We start from the raw sequence: 14,818 nt of genomic DNA, 5'->3' as shown, positions 1-14,818 counted from the left end.
GGGATTGGAACCGTCATGTACAACAGCTTGCGCGTCGAATTCCAGCCACGGCACCGCATCGCTCTGCCGCGAACCGCTGAGATCGAGACACACAAGCAGCCGAACCATCTGGGCGGCGGCGTCACGTTTTCGGCAATTGCCAAAGAGGAGGCTTTCGAAAACTGGGAAGAGGGGTTCTACCGCACTGAACCGCGGGCTGTGGAGGAAGCGAAAGTCACCGCCGTGTCGTATTTCGCCTGGGACAACCGCGACCCCGGCGAGAGCTGGTCTGGCTCAGTGACGCCGGATAGGCGGTATCGCCAATTTGAGCCGCGCGCACGGCTTGAATTCGCCGGGGGGCGCGTCATCTAGCTTTGAGTGGCGCCTGCCATTTGAACGGGTGGAGGCAGATTTTGGCGCTCGAAGCTGTCGCGCGTCCGAACGCCGGTCGCCGCTTTGTTGCGGTAGCCGTCGTCGCGGTGCCGTTGGCGTTCGTCGTCAGTGGGCTGGCCATTCGCTATGCCGCATTTGCTTCGGTTTCGGCAGAACCCGGCTTCGCGGCCTATGCCCAGGCGCTCTGCCGCTGGGATTGCGCGTGGTATGTCGGCATTTCCGAACACGGCTATGAGCGCTTTCCCATTCCAGGCCAGAGCAATGTCGGACGCTGGGGCTTCTTCCCGCTCTATCCGATGCTGGTGGCGGCCATCCGGTCTGTTTTCCCTTTCCCGACCATCCTGGTCGCATCGATCACATCGATTGCGTGCAGCTATGCCGCCTGCCTGGTGGCGTGGCCACTGCTCGAGAAGAACATGCGCGCTTATGTGCTGTATTGCGCCTTCCTGCTCAGCGGCCCGTTCTCCTATCACTTCACGACTTTCCTGACCGAACCTCTTTTCGTGCTCCTGACTTCGTGCGTTTTTCTGGCGCTCAAACGCTCCAGCTATCTGGCTGCTGGACTGTCATCGGCTCTCCTGTCGGCAACCAGGCTCGTCGGAGTGCTTGTTGTATTCGCGACCGTCATTCAGATGTTCAGGGATTACCGCGCAAAGGGCGGGCCGACGCTGTCGTTCCCGCGTTGGCTGCTTGGCCGACCGGATCTGCTCGTCGCGATCTTCATCTCGCCTGCCGGTCTATTCGCCTACGTCCTGTTCCTCCATCTGACCCTCGGCGACGGCTTTGCCTTCCTGCATGTCCAGCGCGCGTTTGGACGGGTGGCGGGCAATCCGCTCGCTTTTGTATGGGATGGGCTCTCGGTCCTTCCGACAACTGGATGGCTGCCTACGGCGCCGCAATGGAGCGCGCTCGCCGCACTCATAGGACTGGCGCTATCGGCGGTTCTGGCGGTTCGCAGGCAGTATGGCGCCGCGTTGTTCTGCGCCTGCTGCATCATCCTGCCGCTGATCACGAACCTGGCGTCGATGGTCAGATACGTCGTCGGGCTTGCGCCTCTGACAATGTTGCTAGCCATGCTGCTGTCCGTGTCGAAGCTGACTTATCTCGCGGCTCTGGGCCTCTTCCTAAGCGCCTGTTATTTCATGACCGTGGCATGGATCGGAGGCTATCTTGCCCTGGTCTAGCTTTCCGGAGCCATATCGGCGCTCCGCCTCGTTCGGCGGCTACGCGCTGGCGGCGGTTCTGGCGGGAACAGAAACCGTCATTCTTGCGCTTGCTCTTAATCCGAATGTCAACGCCGATTATCGCGCCTATTACATTGACCGGACGACGACCTGCCTCAATCGCGATGCGGTCGGCAGCTATACCCTAGGCGAGACGGTGTCGTTCCGGTCCGACGGCGCCAAAAAGGCAGCCGGCATGAGGGTCTGCGGCTGGTCGGGGCCCGTTGCCGACGGCACCCATTCCCTGGGCGAGACCTCGCGGCTTCGCCTGAAGATACCGCCGCTCCGCGACAGCGTGACGGCCACGCTGCAAATGGCCGCCGTCATTCGCCCGCCGCAGGTCACGCAGCGGGTTATGATTTCGGTGAATGGCGTTCGGGTGCATGCGGTGACGCTGTCCGGCAAAGAGCCGCGAACGGTCTCGTTCGTCGTTCCAACGGCGGCCCTCGCCGAGGCCAGGATACTCGATGTCGCCTTCAACTACCTCGACGGCATTCCGCCAAGTCCGGCCGCCAGCAACATCTACAAGCGCGCCATCAAATTGTTGTCGTTCCGGCTCGATCCTATTGAGCCGGGTTAGGGCAGGCGATCGCGTTGCTTGCCGGGTCTTCGCTGCGCAAAAACCCAGCGATCGAGCACGAGAAAATTGACCGCCGGAACAAGCAAGCATGTAACCAGAATGGCAATGATCGGCGGCAGGCCGAGTTTGGCCGTCAAAAGCGCCGGCGCCGCGTAGGCGACGGCGAAGCCTGTCGCCGTCAGCAAGAAAAAACGCGGAGCTTCCGATCGATGCGATCCGCTCGACGCGAAGGTCACGAACTTATGCGCGAGATAAGAAAACAGGGCGGCTGCGGTGTAAGCCGCGAGCGAGGCACCGACCGGCGAGAGGCCGAACCGTTGCCATTTTACCAAAGCGGTGGCCATCACTGCATAAAGGATCGTTGCGGCGATGCCGACCGACCCGAAGCGCGCCAGCAGCCTCAGCCCGGCGTCGCTGGTCGAACGGCCCTCAGACATGCGCACTGCACGCATACTGCGCTCCAAGCGGCAAAGGCGCGAATACCCGCTCGACCCTTCTGGCCAAGGGCTTTGCCGACGGCAGCAGCAGGAAATGCTCGGATCGGATGTCTGTGAAGCCGGCCTGCTGAAACAGGTACGCTGCGTTGGCGGAGTTGAGCAGGACCGCGTCGTGGTCGAACGGACACCGGAACACAGCAAGGCGCGTCAGTGGATTATAGGGATTGTGCTCGATGATGCAGGCGACGCCGCCCGGCCGCACGACGCGCCGCATTTCTAGGAAGAAATCGAGCCAGGAGGAGGACGGAACGTGATGGACGACGCAACTGGCGAAAGCCAGATCGAACGCGCCATCCTCGTAGGGCAGGCTCGGCGTGGTACAGGCCCTGTAGGTCACACCTGGATTGTCCTTGCCGGCGCGCAAAATTGATTGCTCCGACACGTCGCAACCATCGAGGCTGTCGAAAGCGCCGTCGAGGTGGGGGTGGAGCGAACCGACGCCGCAGCCAACATCCAGCGCTCTTACAGCCGACCCACCCTCCCGAAGCTTTCGCTCGAAGACCAGACGCCGCAGCAGATCCGCCTTGGCGACAAGGAAGAAGTCGTGGCTGAGTCCGGAAAACCGGATGGACCCTTCGACCGCCTCGCCATAGTGGGATTTATAGCTGTCGAAGAGTTCGGCCATTGGCGGGGACTCCACTCCTGGGCTTGTGAAATGACCGGCGGCGCTCACCGGAGCCGGCACGCATCGCCTCGTCGAAGCCGGTGAGCCGATCGATCACATAAAGCGGGCGGCGTTTCACCTCGGCATGGATGCTGCCGACGTAGAGTCCGACCACGCCGGTCATGAAAAGATTGATCCCGCACAGGAGCGACACGATCACCACCGTGGATGTCCACCCGGCAATGATACCGGTTTCAAAAAACCAGGCAAAGATGGCGTAAGCGCCAAAGGCCCCCGCAAGCGCGGAAATGGCCAATCCGCCCCAGAGCGCCAGGCGCAACGGCTTCTCGGAGAAGCTGACGATGCCGTGAACTGCGAGGTGCATCATTTTCCAGAATGGGTATTTGGTCTGGCCCAGGGTTCGCGCGGGGCGCTCAAATGGCACAGCCGTCTGCTTGAAGCCCATCCAGCCGAACATGCCCCTGACGAAGCGGTCATGTTCAGGCATACGCTTGAAGGTTTCCAGCGCCTTGCGGCCGACCAAGCGGAAGTCACCGACGTCGCGCGGAATATCGACCGAGGTCATTTGCTCCAGCAGTCGATAGAATAGACTTGCCGTAAAGACCTTGAACCAGGATTCGCCCTCGCGCTTGACTCGGCGAGCATAGACGATCTCAAAGCCTTCCTTCCACTTAGCCACCAGATCGAGAACGACTTCCGGCGGGTCTTGCAGGTCGGCATCCATGACGATGACGGCATCGCCCGCAGCGGCGTCCATACCGGCGGTAATCGCCACCTGGTGGCCGAAATTGCGGGAAAATTCGATCAGCCGAAAGCGCGGCTCGGCGGCGACCACTTTTTGAAGGTATTCGACGCTTCCATCGACGCTTCCGTCATCGACGAAGATGGCCTCCGTTTCGCCGTCCAGCCTGCCGATAAGCGAACTGATGCGCTCGATAAGCCGAGGCAGCACCTGTTCTTCATTGTATATGGGCAAGACCAGCGAATAGCGCGGCGGTGACCTGTTCACCGTCATTCCAGCCCCTTGGACCACAGACTCTCGCATGCGGTTGAAAATGGAACGCAAGCTACAAAGTTCCAAGGTCACTTAAGAAACTGCTAATTTAGCTAATTCTGAAGTGGATACCGGTCCTCGAGGAGGACTGAAGGGTGTCGTGGTGACGTCGGACGTCCGCATCGAAGCGTGGAATTATCGGTAGGCTGCCGGCGCGATCGGCCTGAAGGGAAGCAGCCGCTGAGGCATAACCCTTTGACCGCATTGCCTCTCCCGGACTTGCCGGTTGAAGCAGCGCTACGGGTGACCTGAGCGTGCGGCCGACCGCTTTTGCTGCATGTCAGACGTGGCTCATGGAACATGGTCGCCGAGCCCGGCCGAGTATCGCGCTTGCAAGGCCGGCGAGCGTCCTGACCGGCAACCTATCGTACCGGGCTGGGCCTAAGCTGGCCGCAGCCGGTACGACACAACGCTTTGCCGGCCTGACGAGGACCGCCGTCAAGCAGCAGGCCGGATGTTTTGGTTCACCCGGAAGAGGTTGTTCGGGTCGTATGTCTTCTTCAGCGAGGCCAGGCGCTCGTAGTTATCGCCATAAGCCGCCTTGAGCCGTCCCTCACCCTCGTCATCCATCATGAAGTTCAGGTAGGCGCCACCCAGATCGAACGGATGCACGGCTTCCCAGTAGGCCTTGGTCCAGCGCGTCACCGGCCCCGCTTTCTGTGGGTCCGGATCGATCCCGGCGATGACCATCGACCAGGTCGCATCACGGTAATTCCAGGGTGTCTCGTCCTTGCCGACGCGATGGACCGCGCCGTCGATCGGATAGAGATGCATGAGCGATAGCTCGCTCGGTGTTTTCGCCGCCTGCTTGAGATGAGCGTCGATCGCCTCGTCGGACAACGTCTTGACGAAATCGCCCCGCCAATACCACTGCATCCCCTTCGGGTAGAGCCCATCGAACATGCTCTGCACCGCGGGATAGGGCATCGTTCCCATCCAATTGAACCAGGGCGCGGGCAGCGCATCGAGCAGCGGAGCCAGCGCCTCTCTGCCCTTTTCCTCAGGGCCGTTGTAGCAGCACATCAGCAGACACATCCGCTTTCCCCAAAACTCTTCCGGGAACGGTGCGCTCGACAGGATGGTCTTGAGCCCGAGAAAGATCCCGAGTTCTTCGGGCGCGTTCGGCAGGAACTCGCGATAATGATGCATGATGGTACGGGCGTGGCGCTGATCCCATGCGATCGGCCCCGCAAAGACCATGCTGACCTGGTGGAGCTTGAACACGAAGCTGGTGACGATGCCGAAATTGCCGCCGCCGCCGCGAAGCGCCCAGAACAGGTTGGGGTTTCGCTCCTTGCTGGCTGTGACGAAGCTTCCGTCGGCAAGCACGACATCGGCCTCGACCAGATTGTCGATGGTCAGGCCATATTTGCGCGTCAGATAGCCATGGCCGCCGCTCAGGGTCAGTCCGGCGACCCCGGTGGTCGAGATGATGCCCGCCGGTACGGCCAGGCCAAAGGCATGGGTGGCATGGTCGAGGTCGCCCTGAGTGCAACCCGGGCCTACCCGCGCCGTACGGGAATCCGGATCGACGCGCACGCCGTTCATCGCCGACAGGTCGATCACCAGACCGTCGTCGCAGCTCCCCAATCCTGGTCCGTTATGGCCGCCGCCACGTACCGCAACCAGCAAATTGTTGTCGCGGCCGAAATTCACCGCTGTGATCACGTCGGCGACGTCGACACAGCGGGCGATGATCAGCGGCCGCTTGTCGATCATGCCGTTGTAGAGCTTGCGGGCCTCGTCATAGCTGGCGTCGCCGGCGCGGATGACTTCGCCCCGCAGGCTTGCTGCGAATTTGGTGATGTCTTCATCGTTCATGACATTCCTCCCTGTTATTGGACCTGTCGGCCGGCCGACGAAACGCTAGTCCCGTCCGCTGCTCCCGCAAATGTCACATCGTCCATTTCTGTTGCCCGATCGTTCAGACTAGGATTAGACCGGATGGGTAGTTGCTCGGGCGGCTGTATTGCCGGATAGTTCGAGATGCCTGGCCGAAAACCTCGTTGTCAAAGGGAGTAGCCGATCGTTTCCGGAGGTGTAGTGCATGGATGTCCTTTCCGATGTGCTCCGAGCCGTTCGCCTCACCGGTGCGATCTATTTCGACGTCGACGCTAGCTCTCCCTGGGTCGGCGAGTCGCCGGGCACGGCCGACATTGCCGCCGCCATCATGCCGGAGGCAGAGCACATCATTTCTTTTCATGCCGTGATGTCGGGCTCGTGCTGGGCCGCGCTGGGAGACGATTCGGTGCCCCCGGTGCTCGTGAACGCCGGTGATGTCGTTGTCTTCCCCGGTGGTGTTCCGAATGTGTTGAGCTCCTCGCCCGGGGCACGGGGCGAACCCAATATGGCGATGTATTATCGACCGATAGACGAGAGCCTGCCGTTCGCGGTGATCCATGGTGGCGGCGGAGACGAGCGGACCCGGTTCATTTGCGGGTATCTTGGCTGCGATGCACGTCCCTTTAATCCTCTCCTCGCCGCATTGCCGGCCATCCTGTGTGCCCGCAAGCCCGCCGATGGAAGCAGCTGGGTTATCGACCTTTTTCGGCTGGCGCTGGCCGAAGGTGGCAGTGGGCGGGCGGGCTGTGAAACGATCCTCGCCAAGCTGAGCGAGCTGATGTTTGTCGAGATCATCCGCCGCCATCTCGAGACCCTCCCCAACGATTCGCGCGGCTGGCTGTCAGGCCTACGGGATCCACATGTCGGCGAGGCGCTCCGGCTCATCCACGCTCGCCCCAGAGAGGAATGGACATTGGACCGGCTCGCCCGCGAAGTAGGGCTCTCGCGCACAGCATTTGCGAGCCGCTTTACCCACTATGTCGAGGTCTCGCCCATGCACTATCTTGCTCGCTGGCGTCTGCAACTGGCAGGACGTTTGCTCGAACGGCCCGAAATGAGCATCGCGCAAGCGGGTGCCGAGGTCGGCTACGAGTCGGAAGCCGCCTTCAATCGCGCCTTCAAAAAGTTCGTCGGCATTCCACCTGGCACCTGGCGAAAGGGACGGTCGGCGTTGCTCGAGGCTCAGAGATTGCCCGCTGGCACCGTCCAATAGGAAAGAATTGGCAGGGCGTTGACGCTTCAGTTTGCGTGCCGCGTCGATATCGTCCCAGAATTCGAAACCCGCTGCTGGCACAAAGCGGTAGACGATGACCGGCCGCCTCGACGCTTTCGGCGAGGCGTTTCAGGCTTCGCGCCTCAATCCTTCGCGCGCTCGACATAGGCGGCATCGGCCGTCATCACCACCACGCGGGTGCCGGCGCTGATGTGTGGCGGCACCAGGGTGCGCACGCCGTTGGACAGCGTTGCCGGCTTGTAGGATGACGACGCCGTCTGGCCCTTGGTCACCGGCTCGGTCTCGACCACCTCGAACGTGGCGCGCTGCGGCAGCACCAGCGAGATGGCGATGTTGTTGTATTGCGAGATCTGTACCGGCATGCCTTCCACCAGATAAGGCGCCATGTCGCCGACCACACTTTCCGGCACCGCGACCTGATCGTAGGTCTCCGGGTTCATGAAGTGAAAGCCTTCGCCGTCGCGGTAAAGGAACGTGTGCTCGCGTTCTTCGACATAGGCGCGCTCGACCTGCTCGGTGGTGCGGTAACGCTCGGAAACCTTTACCCCGTCGGAGATACGCCGCATGTCGAGCTGGGTGACCGGCGTACCCTTGCCAGGATGAATGTTTTCGGCAAAGAGGATCACATAGAGCTTGCCGTCCTTTTCGACGACGTTGCCTTTGCGTAAGGAGCTGGCGATGACCTTCACGGGTTTCCATCCTGATAAAATTTGTTGGCGCAAATCGGCTGGAGAGGCCGTTGCGTGCGGCCTAGCGCATCTTGGCCGCAATCGCCAGCCCTCTGTGCAATTCCCCTGAAGCCGATGACCGCCGCCTCGCCGTGGTGGACGCCGCATGTCCATGCCGACCGCCGGCCGCGGCTGATCCTGCGCAATGCCATTGCCGCCGGCATGCGCGATTGGTTCGCCCGCGGCGACTTCGTCGAGGTGGAGACATCGGCCCTGCAGGTCTCGCCCGGCAATGAAGCGCACCTGTCGGCCTTTGCCACCTTGGCGATCGGGCCCGACGGCGCCCGCCAGCCGCTCTACCTCCACACGTCACCGGAATTCGCCTGCAAGAAGCTGCTTGCCGCCGGCGAGGAGCGCATCTTCAGCCTCGGGGCTGTCTGGCGCAACCGCGAGCGCGGCCCCTTGCACCATCCGGAGTTCACCATGCTCGAATGGTACCGCGTCGGCGAGACCTATGAGAGCCTGATGCGCGATTGCGCCGAGCTCGTCGCGCTGGCGGCCGAACGGGCCGGAGCGAAACGTTTTAGCTTCCGCGGCCGCGAGGCCGACCCGTTTGCCGAGCCGGAACGGTTGAGCGTCGCCGAAGCCTTCATGCGCCATGCCGGCATCGATCTGCTGGCGACGGTTGCAGCCGACGGCAGCACCGACCGCGCGGGCTTGCATGCCGCCCTGGTCCAGGCCGGATTGCGGACCGCGCCCGACGACAATTGGGCCGACCTGTTCAGCCGGGTGATGGTCGAAAAAATCGAACCGGCGCTGGGGCAGAGGCGCGCCACCATTCTTTTCGGATATCCGATCTCGGAGGCGGCATTGGCCCGGCCGAGCGCCGACGATCCGCGCACCGCCGAGCGCTTCGAGCTTTATTGCTGCGGCGTCGAGCTGGCCAACGCCTTTGGCGAGTTGACGGACCCGGCCGAGCAGCACCGACGCTTTGCCGCCGAAATGGACGAAAAGCAGCGTGTCTATGGCGAACGCTACCCGATCGACGAGGATTTCCTCGCCGCGCTTGCCATCATGCCGCAGGCGAGCGGCGCGGCGCTCGGCTTCGACCGGCTGGTGATGCTCGCCACCGGCGCGCTCCGGATCGACGACGTGATCTGGACGCCGGTGGTCGGTTCTGACGATAGGTTTTGCTGACCGGCGCGTCAGATCTGGAACCAATTACATGGTCAGGCCAAGCCTCCGCTGGCGGCGTCGGCCAGAAGATTAGCGAGGACGAGCAGGATGATCGAGAGATCCATCATCAGCGTGCCGGCGGCGGTGATTGCCAGGAGAGCTTTTCGCGCAGGCCGTTGGCATTGCCAGGAACTCCACCACGACGACCTCATCGTGGGCGAAGCGCTGCAACCGTTCCGTGTGTTGCCGCCATCATGGCGGGCCGGCATAGTGCTGGCGGAGTGCTCGGCGCAGCGGAGCTACCGGCCGTCGTACTCAGAATGGGCTTCGGCACAATGCCAGACAAGAATGCGCTGGACACAAAGCATGGCGGCGAATGGAGGATGTCCTGGCGCTTGGTCATGCTTGCGGCCGCAGCGATTAACGTTGTGATGCTCTTGGCCGCGCTGTTCGCCGCGCAAAGTCTTAGTCTGGACGCTACGATCTTCTATCGAGATCCATCTGCAGCCGCCGATGTCGGCTTCTATACGGGGTGGATTTCGTCCCTAGGTGCTTCGCTATGGATCGGCACCGGTGCGGCGACCCTGTTTGCTGGTCTGCTCACGCGCCGATGGGATTGCACGTTTCTCGGCGGCCTTACCCTGGTCATGGGCCTCGATGACCTGTTGTTGATCCATGAGGACGTGCTGCCCGTTTTTGCGATACCAGAGATTGTTACGATGATTGCCTACGCCGTCGCAGGGTTGTTCTGGTTCTTTCGGCTGCGACGGAAGACATTCGACGGCACGATCGTGTTTGTGGCCGCGGGCTCCCTACTCGCGATGTCAGCAGCGATCGACCAGCTGGGAGAGCTGTTTCCTACCCCGGGTTCGGCGGTCGACATCGCCGAAGACGCCGTCAAAGAGCTTGGCATTTTCCTTTGGGCGGCAGGTGCCGTTGGGTACGCGGCGATGGTGACACGATTGGGTCACCCGTGGGTGGACCCAGCCGATCCCAACTCTACAGGCTGACTGTCGCACACGCCGCATCTTCGACTAGCGCCGACGCCTGACAGGGCTCGTATGCCTTCACCCGACCGCCGCAAGGACATTCCTACTCAATGCGCGGTCGCTGCTTGCCACGGCGAGCCAGAAGATTAGCGACGACGAGCAGGATGATCGACAGCCCCATCATCAGCGTGGCGGCGGCGGTGATTGCCGGGGAGAGCTTTTCGCGCAGGCCGATGAACATTTCGAGCGGCATGGTGCGTTGATTGGCACTGGCCAGGAACTGCACCACGACGACCTCGTCGAACGAGGTGACAAAGGCGAAGGCGGCCCCTGACAGCACGCCGGGCAGGATCAGCGGCAGCATCACCCTGAAGAATGATGTGATGGGCTTTGCTCCGGAGATGGCGGCAGCGCGCATCAGATTGCGGTCGAAGCCGGTGAGGCTCGCTCCCACCGTGACAACGACGAACGGGCTGGCGAGCGCCGTGTGCGCCAGGATGATGCCGGCATAGGTGCTGGCTAGGCCGACGCGGGCATAGAACAGATAAGAGCCGACGGCGGTGATCACCACCGGCACGATCAGGGGCGACAGCAGCAGCGGCATGACGATGCGGCGGCCGGGAAACTTTTCGTCGGAAAGCGCAATCGCTGTCAACGTGCCGAGTATCGTCGCGATCAGCGTCGTCCCGAACGCAACGATCAGGCTGTTGCCGATCGCGGATTGCCAGCGTTGGGTGCCGAGCACGACCGCGTACCAGCGCGTCGAAAATCCCTCCAGCGGAAAGATGAAGAAGGCGCCGCTGTTGAACGACAAGGGAACCGGAACGAGGATCGGCACGAGGAGGAACAGGATCACCATGCCGCACCACAGCCAGAGCAGGGTGATGCGGATTCTTTCGCCTGTCGTCGGATAGGGAGACAGCAGCATGGCTACACCAGCTTGAGACGGTCGAGGCCGAGGATGCGGGCGAAGATACCGAACAGCGCCAGGGTGAAGACGAGCAGGATGAAGCTCAGTGCTGCCGCCATCTCCCAGTTCAGCTCGACATTGACGTAGTTGGCGATGAAATTGCTGATCAGCTGGTCGCTTGCCCCGCCGATAAGCGCCGGCGTGATGTAGTAGCCCAGGCAGAGAATGAAGGTGAGCAGGCAACCGGCCATGACGCCCGGAAAAACCTGTGGAAGATAGACGCGGCGGAACGCGGTGAAGGGTTTTGCGCCGAGCGAATAGGCGGCCTTCATCTGCGAGGCCGGGATCGTGCGCATGACGCTATAGATCGGCAGCAACGTGAACGGCAGCTGGATGTGGGTCATGGCGATGATCAGGCCTATGCGGCTGTACATCAGGTCGAGCCGGTCGTCGGCAATCCCGAGCCACAACAGCAAATCATTGACCAGGCCGAATTTCTGCAGGAGCACTGTCCACGCCGCTGTTCGCACCAGGATTGACGTCCAGAATGGCAGTAGCACCGCGACGATGAGGATGGCGGCGAGGCCCTTGGGCACGGAGGCGATGAGGTAGGCGAGGGGGAAGCCCAGTATCAGCGTGGCCAGCGTCACCGCCGCGGCGACGAAGAATGTGCGCATGAACACCTGCAGGAAGATCGCCTGTTCCGGCGGCACCTTTTCAATGCCGCCGTCGGCATTCCAGCGCAGATCAAGCGCGCTCAGCAGGTAGAACGACGTCACGCTGTGGGTGCCGCTCTCGATGACCGGCCACGTGCCGGGCGCCGACCAGAACGGCACGGCTTTCATCACCTCCAGCGGCGGCCTGTCGGCAGCCTCCAGTTGGCGTACCGTCTTGAGCACCTGGCTGCGCGCACCGGGCAGGCGGGCGTTCAGGCTTTTGGCGAGTTCATATGCCGTGCCCCTGGCCTGATTGTCCCTGAGGTCGGCGGCAAGGGCCAGGAAGGCGGCATCGCCTGGCAGTCCCGCGCCGTTCCAGCCGCGCAGCGCCTGGCTGGTCTGCGGCAGGGCGTCGGCAATCGTCGGATCATAGACGGCGCGCGACAGCAGCAGGACGATCGGGATGCCGAAGCTCAGCGCCAGCAGCACAAGCAAAGGTGCCGCCAGCGCCAGCGACCGCAGCCGGTCGCCAAACTCGGCGCGCCGAAGTTTTGCCGTGACGGATTTCGCCGCCTTGGCATCGGCGGCCGACCGGTCGCGCTCGATGCGCGGCCGATCCAGTTCCGTGGGCTCAAGCGCCGTCATTTTTCCTACTGCGCGAGCCAGGCGTTGAAGCGCTTGACCAGATCCTCGCCATAGTCGCCCCAGAATTCGGTGTCGGCGACCAGATAAGCGCTCATATGGTCGGGCGCGTTCGGCAATTTGGGCAGCGCGTCCGGCGCGACAAAGGCAGCTGCATCGGTGCGCACCGGCCCGTAGGTGATGTAGCTGGCGAGCTTGGCGTTGTTTTCCGGCTGGCTGATATAGGCAAGATATTTGTAGGCCAGCTCTGGGTTCTTGGCGCCCTTCGGAATGGCGATCATGTCGTATTCGAGGATCTGGTTGTTCCAGACGATCTTGAATGGCGCCCCGTCCTTGTCGATCGCATTCTGGATACGGCCGTTCCAGGCGGTGGTCATCACCACTTCCTTGGATGCCAGGAGCTGCGGCGGCTGTGCGCCGGCATCCCACCACACGATGTCTTTCTTGATGGTGTCGAGCTTCTTGAAGGCGCGGTCGACGCCTTCCGGCGTTGCCAGCACCTTGTAGACATCGGCCGGCGCGACGCCATCGGCCATCAGCGCCCATTCCAGATTCTGCGCCGGGAACTTGCGCATCGCGCGCTTGCCCGGAAACTTGGTCGTGTCGAAGATATCGAGCACCGAGGTCGGCGCCTCTTTCAGCACGTTGGGGTCATAGGCGAGCACGTCGCCATAGGCGTCGAGGCCGACGCCGCAGTCGAGCGCGGAGCCTTCAAGGAATTTTTCGCGCGGCGCGATCTTGGAATAGTCGAGGCGCTCGAGAATGCCGGCGTCGCAACCCTGCAGCACGGTCGCGGTCTCGACCGTCACCAGGTCGATCGGCACGTTGCCGGTGTCGACCATGGCTTTGACCTTGCCGAGATCGCCAAGATATTCCTGCTCGACGATCTTGGCACCGGTCTCCTTGCTGAACGGCTCGAACCATGCCTTGCGCTGGGCATCCTGCCAGGCGCCGCCGCTGGCCATGATCGAAAGCTCGTCGGCGAAGGCGACATGTCCTGAGGTGATGAATGCTGTGGCTGCCGCAAAGGCGAACAGCCGTGCTTTGGTGATTTTCATTGTTGTTATTCCCCTGTTTTCGAGATGGAACCGCCCGTTCCGGCATCTGCCGGAAAGGCGCGGCAGTCGTTGGGCGTGCAGGAAACCGTGACCGGTTCCCCGTTGCCCATGGTCGCTTCGGGGCCGACCTTGACGGTCAGCACCTGTCCGTTTTCCAGCTTGGCCAGAAGACGCTGGTGGTCGCCGAGATAGATGCGGCCATCGACCGTGCCGGCCAACGCATTTGCTCCGTTCGAAGCGGGCGCAAGCTTCAGCCGCTCCGGGCGGATAGCGACATGGCAGGCCGCGCCCTCCGCAACACCGATGGCCAGCGCGGTTACCGAACCGCCGCCGTCCAGCGCAACGCGGCACTCCTTGCCAGAGACGCGGTCGACCTTGCCGAGCAGCGTATTGTTCTCGCCGATGAAGCTTGCGACAAACGAAGTTTGCGGCGCGTTGTAGAGATCATCCGGCGAACCGAGCTGGGCAATCCCGCCATTGTTGAAAACGGCGACGCGGTCCGACATGGTCAGCGCCTCGCTCTGGTCGTGTGTCACATAGACGATGGTGACACCGAGCATCGTGTGCAGTTGCTTGATCTCGAGCTGCATATGCTCGCGCAGCTTCTTGTCGAGCGCACCGAGTGGCTCGTCCATCAGCACCAGGCTCGGCTCGAACACCAGCGCGCGGGCAAGCGCGACACGCTGCTGCTGGCCGCCCGAGAGTTGTGCCGGCCGCCGGTCGCCGAACTGCCGCAGACGCACCATGTCGAGCGCGCGGCCGACGCGGGATGCAACGTCCGTCTTGGTGATCTTGCGGACGGAGAGCGGGAAGGCGACGTTCTCCTCAACGCTCATGTGCGGAAACAGCGCGTAGTTCTGGAACACCATGCCGATGTTGCGTTCGTAGGGCGGCAGCCTGTCGACCGACCGGCCCTCAAGCGTGATGACGCCGCTGGTCGGCCGTTCGAACCCTGCAAGCATGTTGAGCGTCGTCGTCTTGCCCGAACCGGAGGGTCCGAGAAGGGTAAGGAACTCGCCGCGCGCAACGCCGAGGTTCAGCCGCGTTACCGCGAAGGTGCGGCCGTCATAGGATTTCTCGACATCGATGAATTCGACAAATCCATGGCTGCCGGCATCGGCTGCCCGTGCAGGCTCGGCACTGTCGCGTGACAAGGCTGTCGCTTCGGCGGTCACGGACGGAAATCCGTCGAGCTGCGGCAGAGGCTGCTTGTTGAAACGAGGTGATGCTTGCCGTGCATGTGTCGGTCTCGCGTGACGCTGCCGCACAAGGCGGCAAACCAAACTTGTATG

At 62.4% G+C, this 14,818-nt stretch carries 15 protein-coding genes; 6 read left to right on the top strand and 9 right to left on the bottom strand.

What is annotated here, in order from left to right:
• Positions 1 to 15: 15 nt before the first annotated feature.
• From NKH13_RS05770 to NKH13_RS05760, 3 genes are read left to right on the top strand one after another with little or no spacing between them, the layout of a single operon-like run.
• Positions 16 to 351, top strand: coding sequence for a hypothetical protein (locus NKH13_RS05770; RefSeq protein WP_352911160.1), 336 nt, complete (start codon positions 16 to 18; stop codon positions 349 to 351).
• A gap of 41 nt (positions 352 to 392) precedes the next feature.
• Positions 393 to 1,556: a putative hexosyltransferase gene (locus tag NKH13_RS05765; RefSeq protein ID WP_352911158.1), complete on the top strand. Its 1,164-nt coding sequence runs from the start codon at positions 393 to 395 to the stop codon at positions 1,554 to 1,556.
• Positions 1,543 to 2,175, top strand: a complete 633-nt coding sequence (locus NKH13_RS05760) for a hypothetical protein (protein WP_352911155.1) — start codon at positions 1,543 to 1,545, stop codon at positions 2,173 to 2,175. Before NKH13_RS05765 ends, NKH13_RS05760 begins: the two co-directional genes overlap by 14 nt.
• On the opposite strand, the gene NKH13_RS05755 is transcribed toward NKH13_RS05760, so the two are convergent.
• The 4 genes from NKH13_RS05755 to NKH13_RS05740 form a co-directional block, all read right to left on the bottom strand.
• Positions 2,172 to 2,612 carry a GtrA family protein gene (locus tag NKH13_RS05755; protein WP_352911612.1) on the bottom strand — a complete coding sequence of 147 codons (441 nt, stop codon included), beginning with the start codon at positions 2,610 to 2,612 and terminating at the stop codon, positions 2,172 to 2,174. The genes NKH13_RS05760 and NKH13_RS05755 overlap by 4 nt on opposite strands.
• The gene (locus NKH13_RS05750; protein WP_352911152.1) at positions 2,605 to 3,297 is read right to left on the bottom strand and encodes a class I SAM-dependent methyltransferase; all 693 of its coding nucleotides are present in this window, start codon (positions 3,295 to 3,297) and stop codon (positions 2,605 to 2,607) included. The genes NKH13_RS05755 and NKH13_RS05750 overlap by 8 nt, the downstream gene beginning before the upstream one ends.
• The gene (locus tag NKH13_RS05745) at positions 3,272 to 4,312 is read right to left on the bottom strand and encodes a glycosyltransferase family 2 protein (RefSeq protein WP_352911149.1); all 1,041 of its coding nucleotides are present in this window, start codon (positions 4,310 to 4,312) and stop codon (positions 3,272 to 3,274) included. The genes NKH13_RS05750 and NKH13_RS05745 overlap by 26 nt, the downstream gene beginning before the upstream one ends.
• A gap of 477 nt (positions 4,313 to 4,789) precedes the next feature.
• Entirely contained in the window at positions 4,790 to 6,172 is a 1,383-nt protein-coding gene (locus tag NKH13_RS05740) for an FAD-binding oxidoreductase (protein WP_352911146.1), read from the bottom strand.
• Between the two features lie 226 nt (positions 6,173 to 6,398).
• On the opposite strand from NKH13_RS05740, the gene NKH13_RS05735 reads away from it, so the two are divergent.
• The gene (locus NKH13_RS05735; protein WP_352911144.1) at positions 6,399 to 7,406 is read left to right on the top strand and encodes an AraC family transcriptional regulator; all 1,008 of its coding nucleotides are present in this window, start codon (positions 6,399 to 6,401) and stop codon (positions 7,404 to 7,406) included.
• A 143-nt stretch (positions 7,407 to 7,549) separates the two neighbouring features.
• On the opposite strand, the gene efp is transcribed toward NKH13_RS05735, so the two are convergent.
• Positions 7,550 to 8,116 carry an elongation factor P gene (gene efp, locus NKH13_RS05730; RefSeq protein ID WP_292661679.1) on the bottom strand — a complete coding sequence of 189 codons (567 nt, stop codon included), beginning with the start codon at positions 8,114 to 8,116 and terminating at the stop codon, positions 7,550 to 7,552.
• A gap of 114 nt (positions 8,117 to 8,230) precedes the next feature.
• On the opposite strand from efp, the gene epmA reads away from it, so the two are divergent.
• Together epmA and NKH13_RS05720 are read left to right on the top strand one after the other, a co-directional pair.
• Complete coding sequence (epmA, locus tag NKH13_RS05725; protein WP_352911141.1) at positions 8,231 to 9,292, top strand: EF-P lysine aminoacylase EpmA; 1,062 nt, start codon at positions 8,231 to 8,233, stop codon at positions 9,290 to 9,292.
• 380 nt (positions 9,293 to 9,672) lie between these two features.
• Positions 9,673 to 10,281, top strand: coding sequence for a DUF8692 domain-containing protein (locus NKH13_RS05720; protein ID WP_352911138.1), 609 nt, complete (start codon positions 9,673 to 9,675; stop codon positions 10,279 to 10,281).
• 82 nt (positions 10,282 to 10,363) lie between these two features.
• On the opposite strand, the gene NKH13_RS05715 is transcribed toward NKH13_RS05720, so the two are convergent.
• The 4 genes from NKH13_RS05715 to NKH13_RS05700 are packed head-to-tail and all read right to left on the bottom strand — an operon-like array spanning position 10,364 to position 14,701.
• Entirely contained in the window at positions 10,364 to 11,188 is an 825-nt protein-coding gene (locus NKH13_RS05715) for an ABC transporter permease (RefSeq protein ID WP_352911135.1), read from the bottom strand.
• 2 nt (positions 11,189 to 11,190) lie between these two features.
• On the bottom strand, positions 11,191 to 12,471 hold the full coding sequence (locus NKH13_RS05710) for an ABC transporter permease (protein ID WP_352911132.1): 1,281 nt from the start codon (positions 12,469 to 12,471) through the stop codon (positions 11,191 to 11,193).
• 5 nt (positions 12,472 to 12,476) lie between these two features.
• A complete protein-coding gene (locus NKH13_RS05705; protein WP_352911130.1) occupies positions 12,477 to 13,526 on the bottom strand; it encodes an ABC transporter substrate-binding protein in 1,050 nt (349 codons plus the stop codon).
• A gap of 5 nt (positions 13,527 to 13,531) precedes the next feature.
• Positions 13,532 to 14,701, bottom strand: a complete 1,170-nt coding sequence (locus tag NKH13_RS05700) for an ABC transporter ATP-binding protein (protein WP_352911128.1) — start codon at positions 14,699 to 14,701, stop codon at positions 13,532 to 13,534.
• Positions 14,702 to 14,818: the final 117 nt, after the last annotated feature.

Source organism: Mesorhizobium sp. M1348, from assembly GCF_040317925.1.
Classification (GTDB): Bacteria; Pseudomonadota; Alphaproteobacteria; order Rhizobiales; family Rhizobiaceae; genus Mesorhizobium.
This window is presented reverse-complemented; position numbering and strand designations above follow the sequence as displayed.

Excerpts from the sequence above, each read along its gene's own strand:
- NKH13_RS05770 (WP_352911160.1), top strand. The coding sequence starts at position 16 with ATGTACAACAGCTTGCGCGTCGAATTCCAGCCACGGCACCGCATCGCT.
- NKH13_RS05755 (WP_352911612.1), bottom strand. The coding sequence starts at position 2,612 with ATGTCTGAGGGCCGTTCGACCAGCGACGCCGGGCTGAGGCTGCTGGCG.
- NKH13_RS05750 (WP_352911152.1), bottom strand. The coding sequence starts at position 3,297 with ATGGCCGAACTCTTCGACAGCTATAAATCCCACTATGGCGAGGCGGTC.
- NKH13_RS05745 (WP_352911149.1), bottom strand. The coding sequence starts at position 4,312 with ATGACGGTGAACAGGTCACCGCCGCGCTATTCGCTGGTCTTGCCCATA.
- NKH13_RS05740 (WP_352911146.1), bottom strand. The coding sequence starts at position 6,172 with ATGAACGATGAAGACATCACCAAATTCGCAGCAAGCCTGCGGGGCGAA.
- NKH13_RS05735 (WP_352911144.1), top strand. The coding sequence starts at position 6,399 with ATGGATGTCCTTTCCGATGTGCTCCGAGCCGTTCGCCTCACCGGTGCG.
- epmA (WP_352911141.1), top strand. The coding sequence starts at position 8,231 with ATGACCGCCGCCTCGCCGTGGTGGACGCCGCATGTCCATGCCGACCGC.
- NKH13_RS05720 (WP_352911138.1), top strand. The coding sequence starts at position 9,673 with ATGCTTGCGGCCGCAGCGATTAACGTTGTGATGCTCTTGGCCGCGCTG.
- NKH13_RS05715 (WP_352911135.1), bottom strand. The coding sequence starts at position 11,188 with ATGCTGCTGTCTCCCTATCCGACGACAGGCGAAAGAATCCGCATCACC.
- NKH13_RS05710 (WP_352911132.1), bottom strand. The coding sequence starts at position 12,471 with ATGACGGCGCTTGAGCCCACGGAACTGGATCGGCCGCGCATCGAGCGC.
- NKH13_RS05705 (WP_352911130.1), bottom strand. The coding sequence starts at position 13,526 with ATGAAAATCACCAAAGCACGGCTGTTCGCCTTTGCGGCAGCCACAGCA.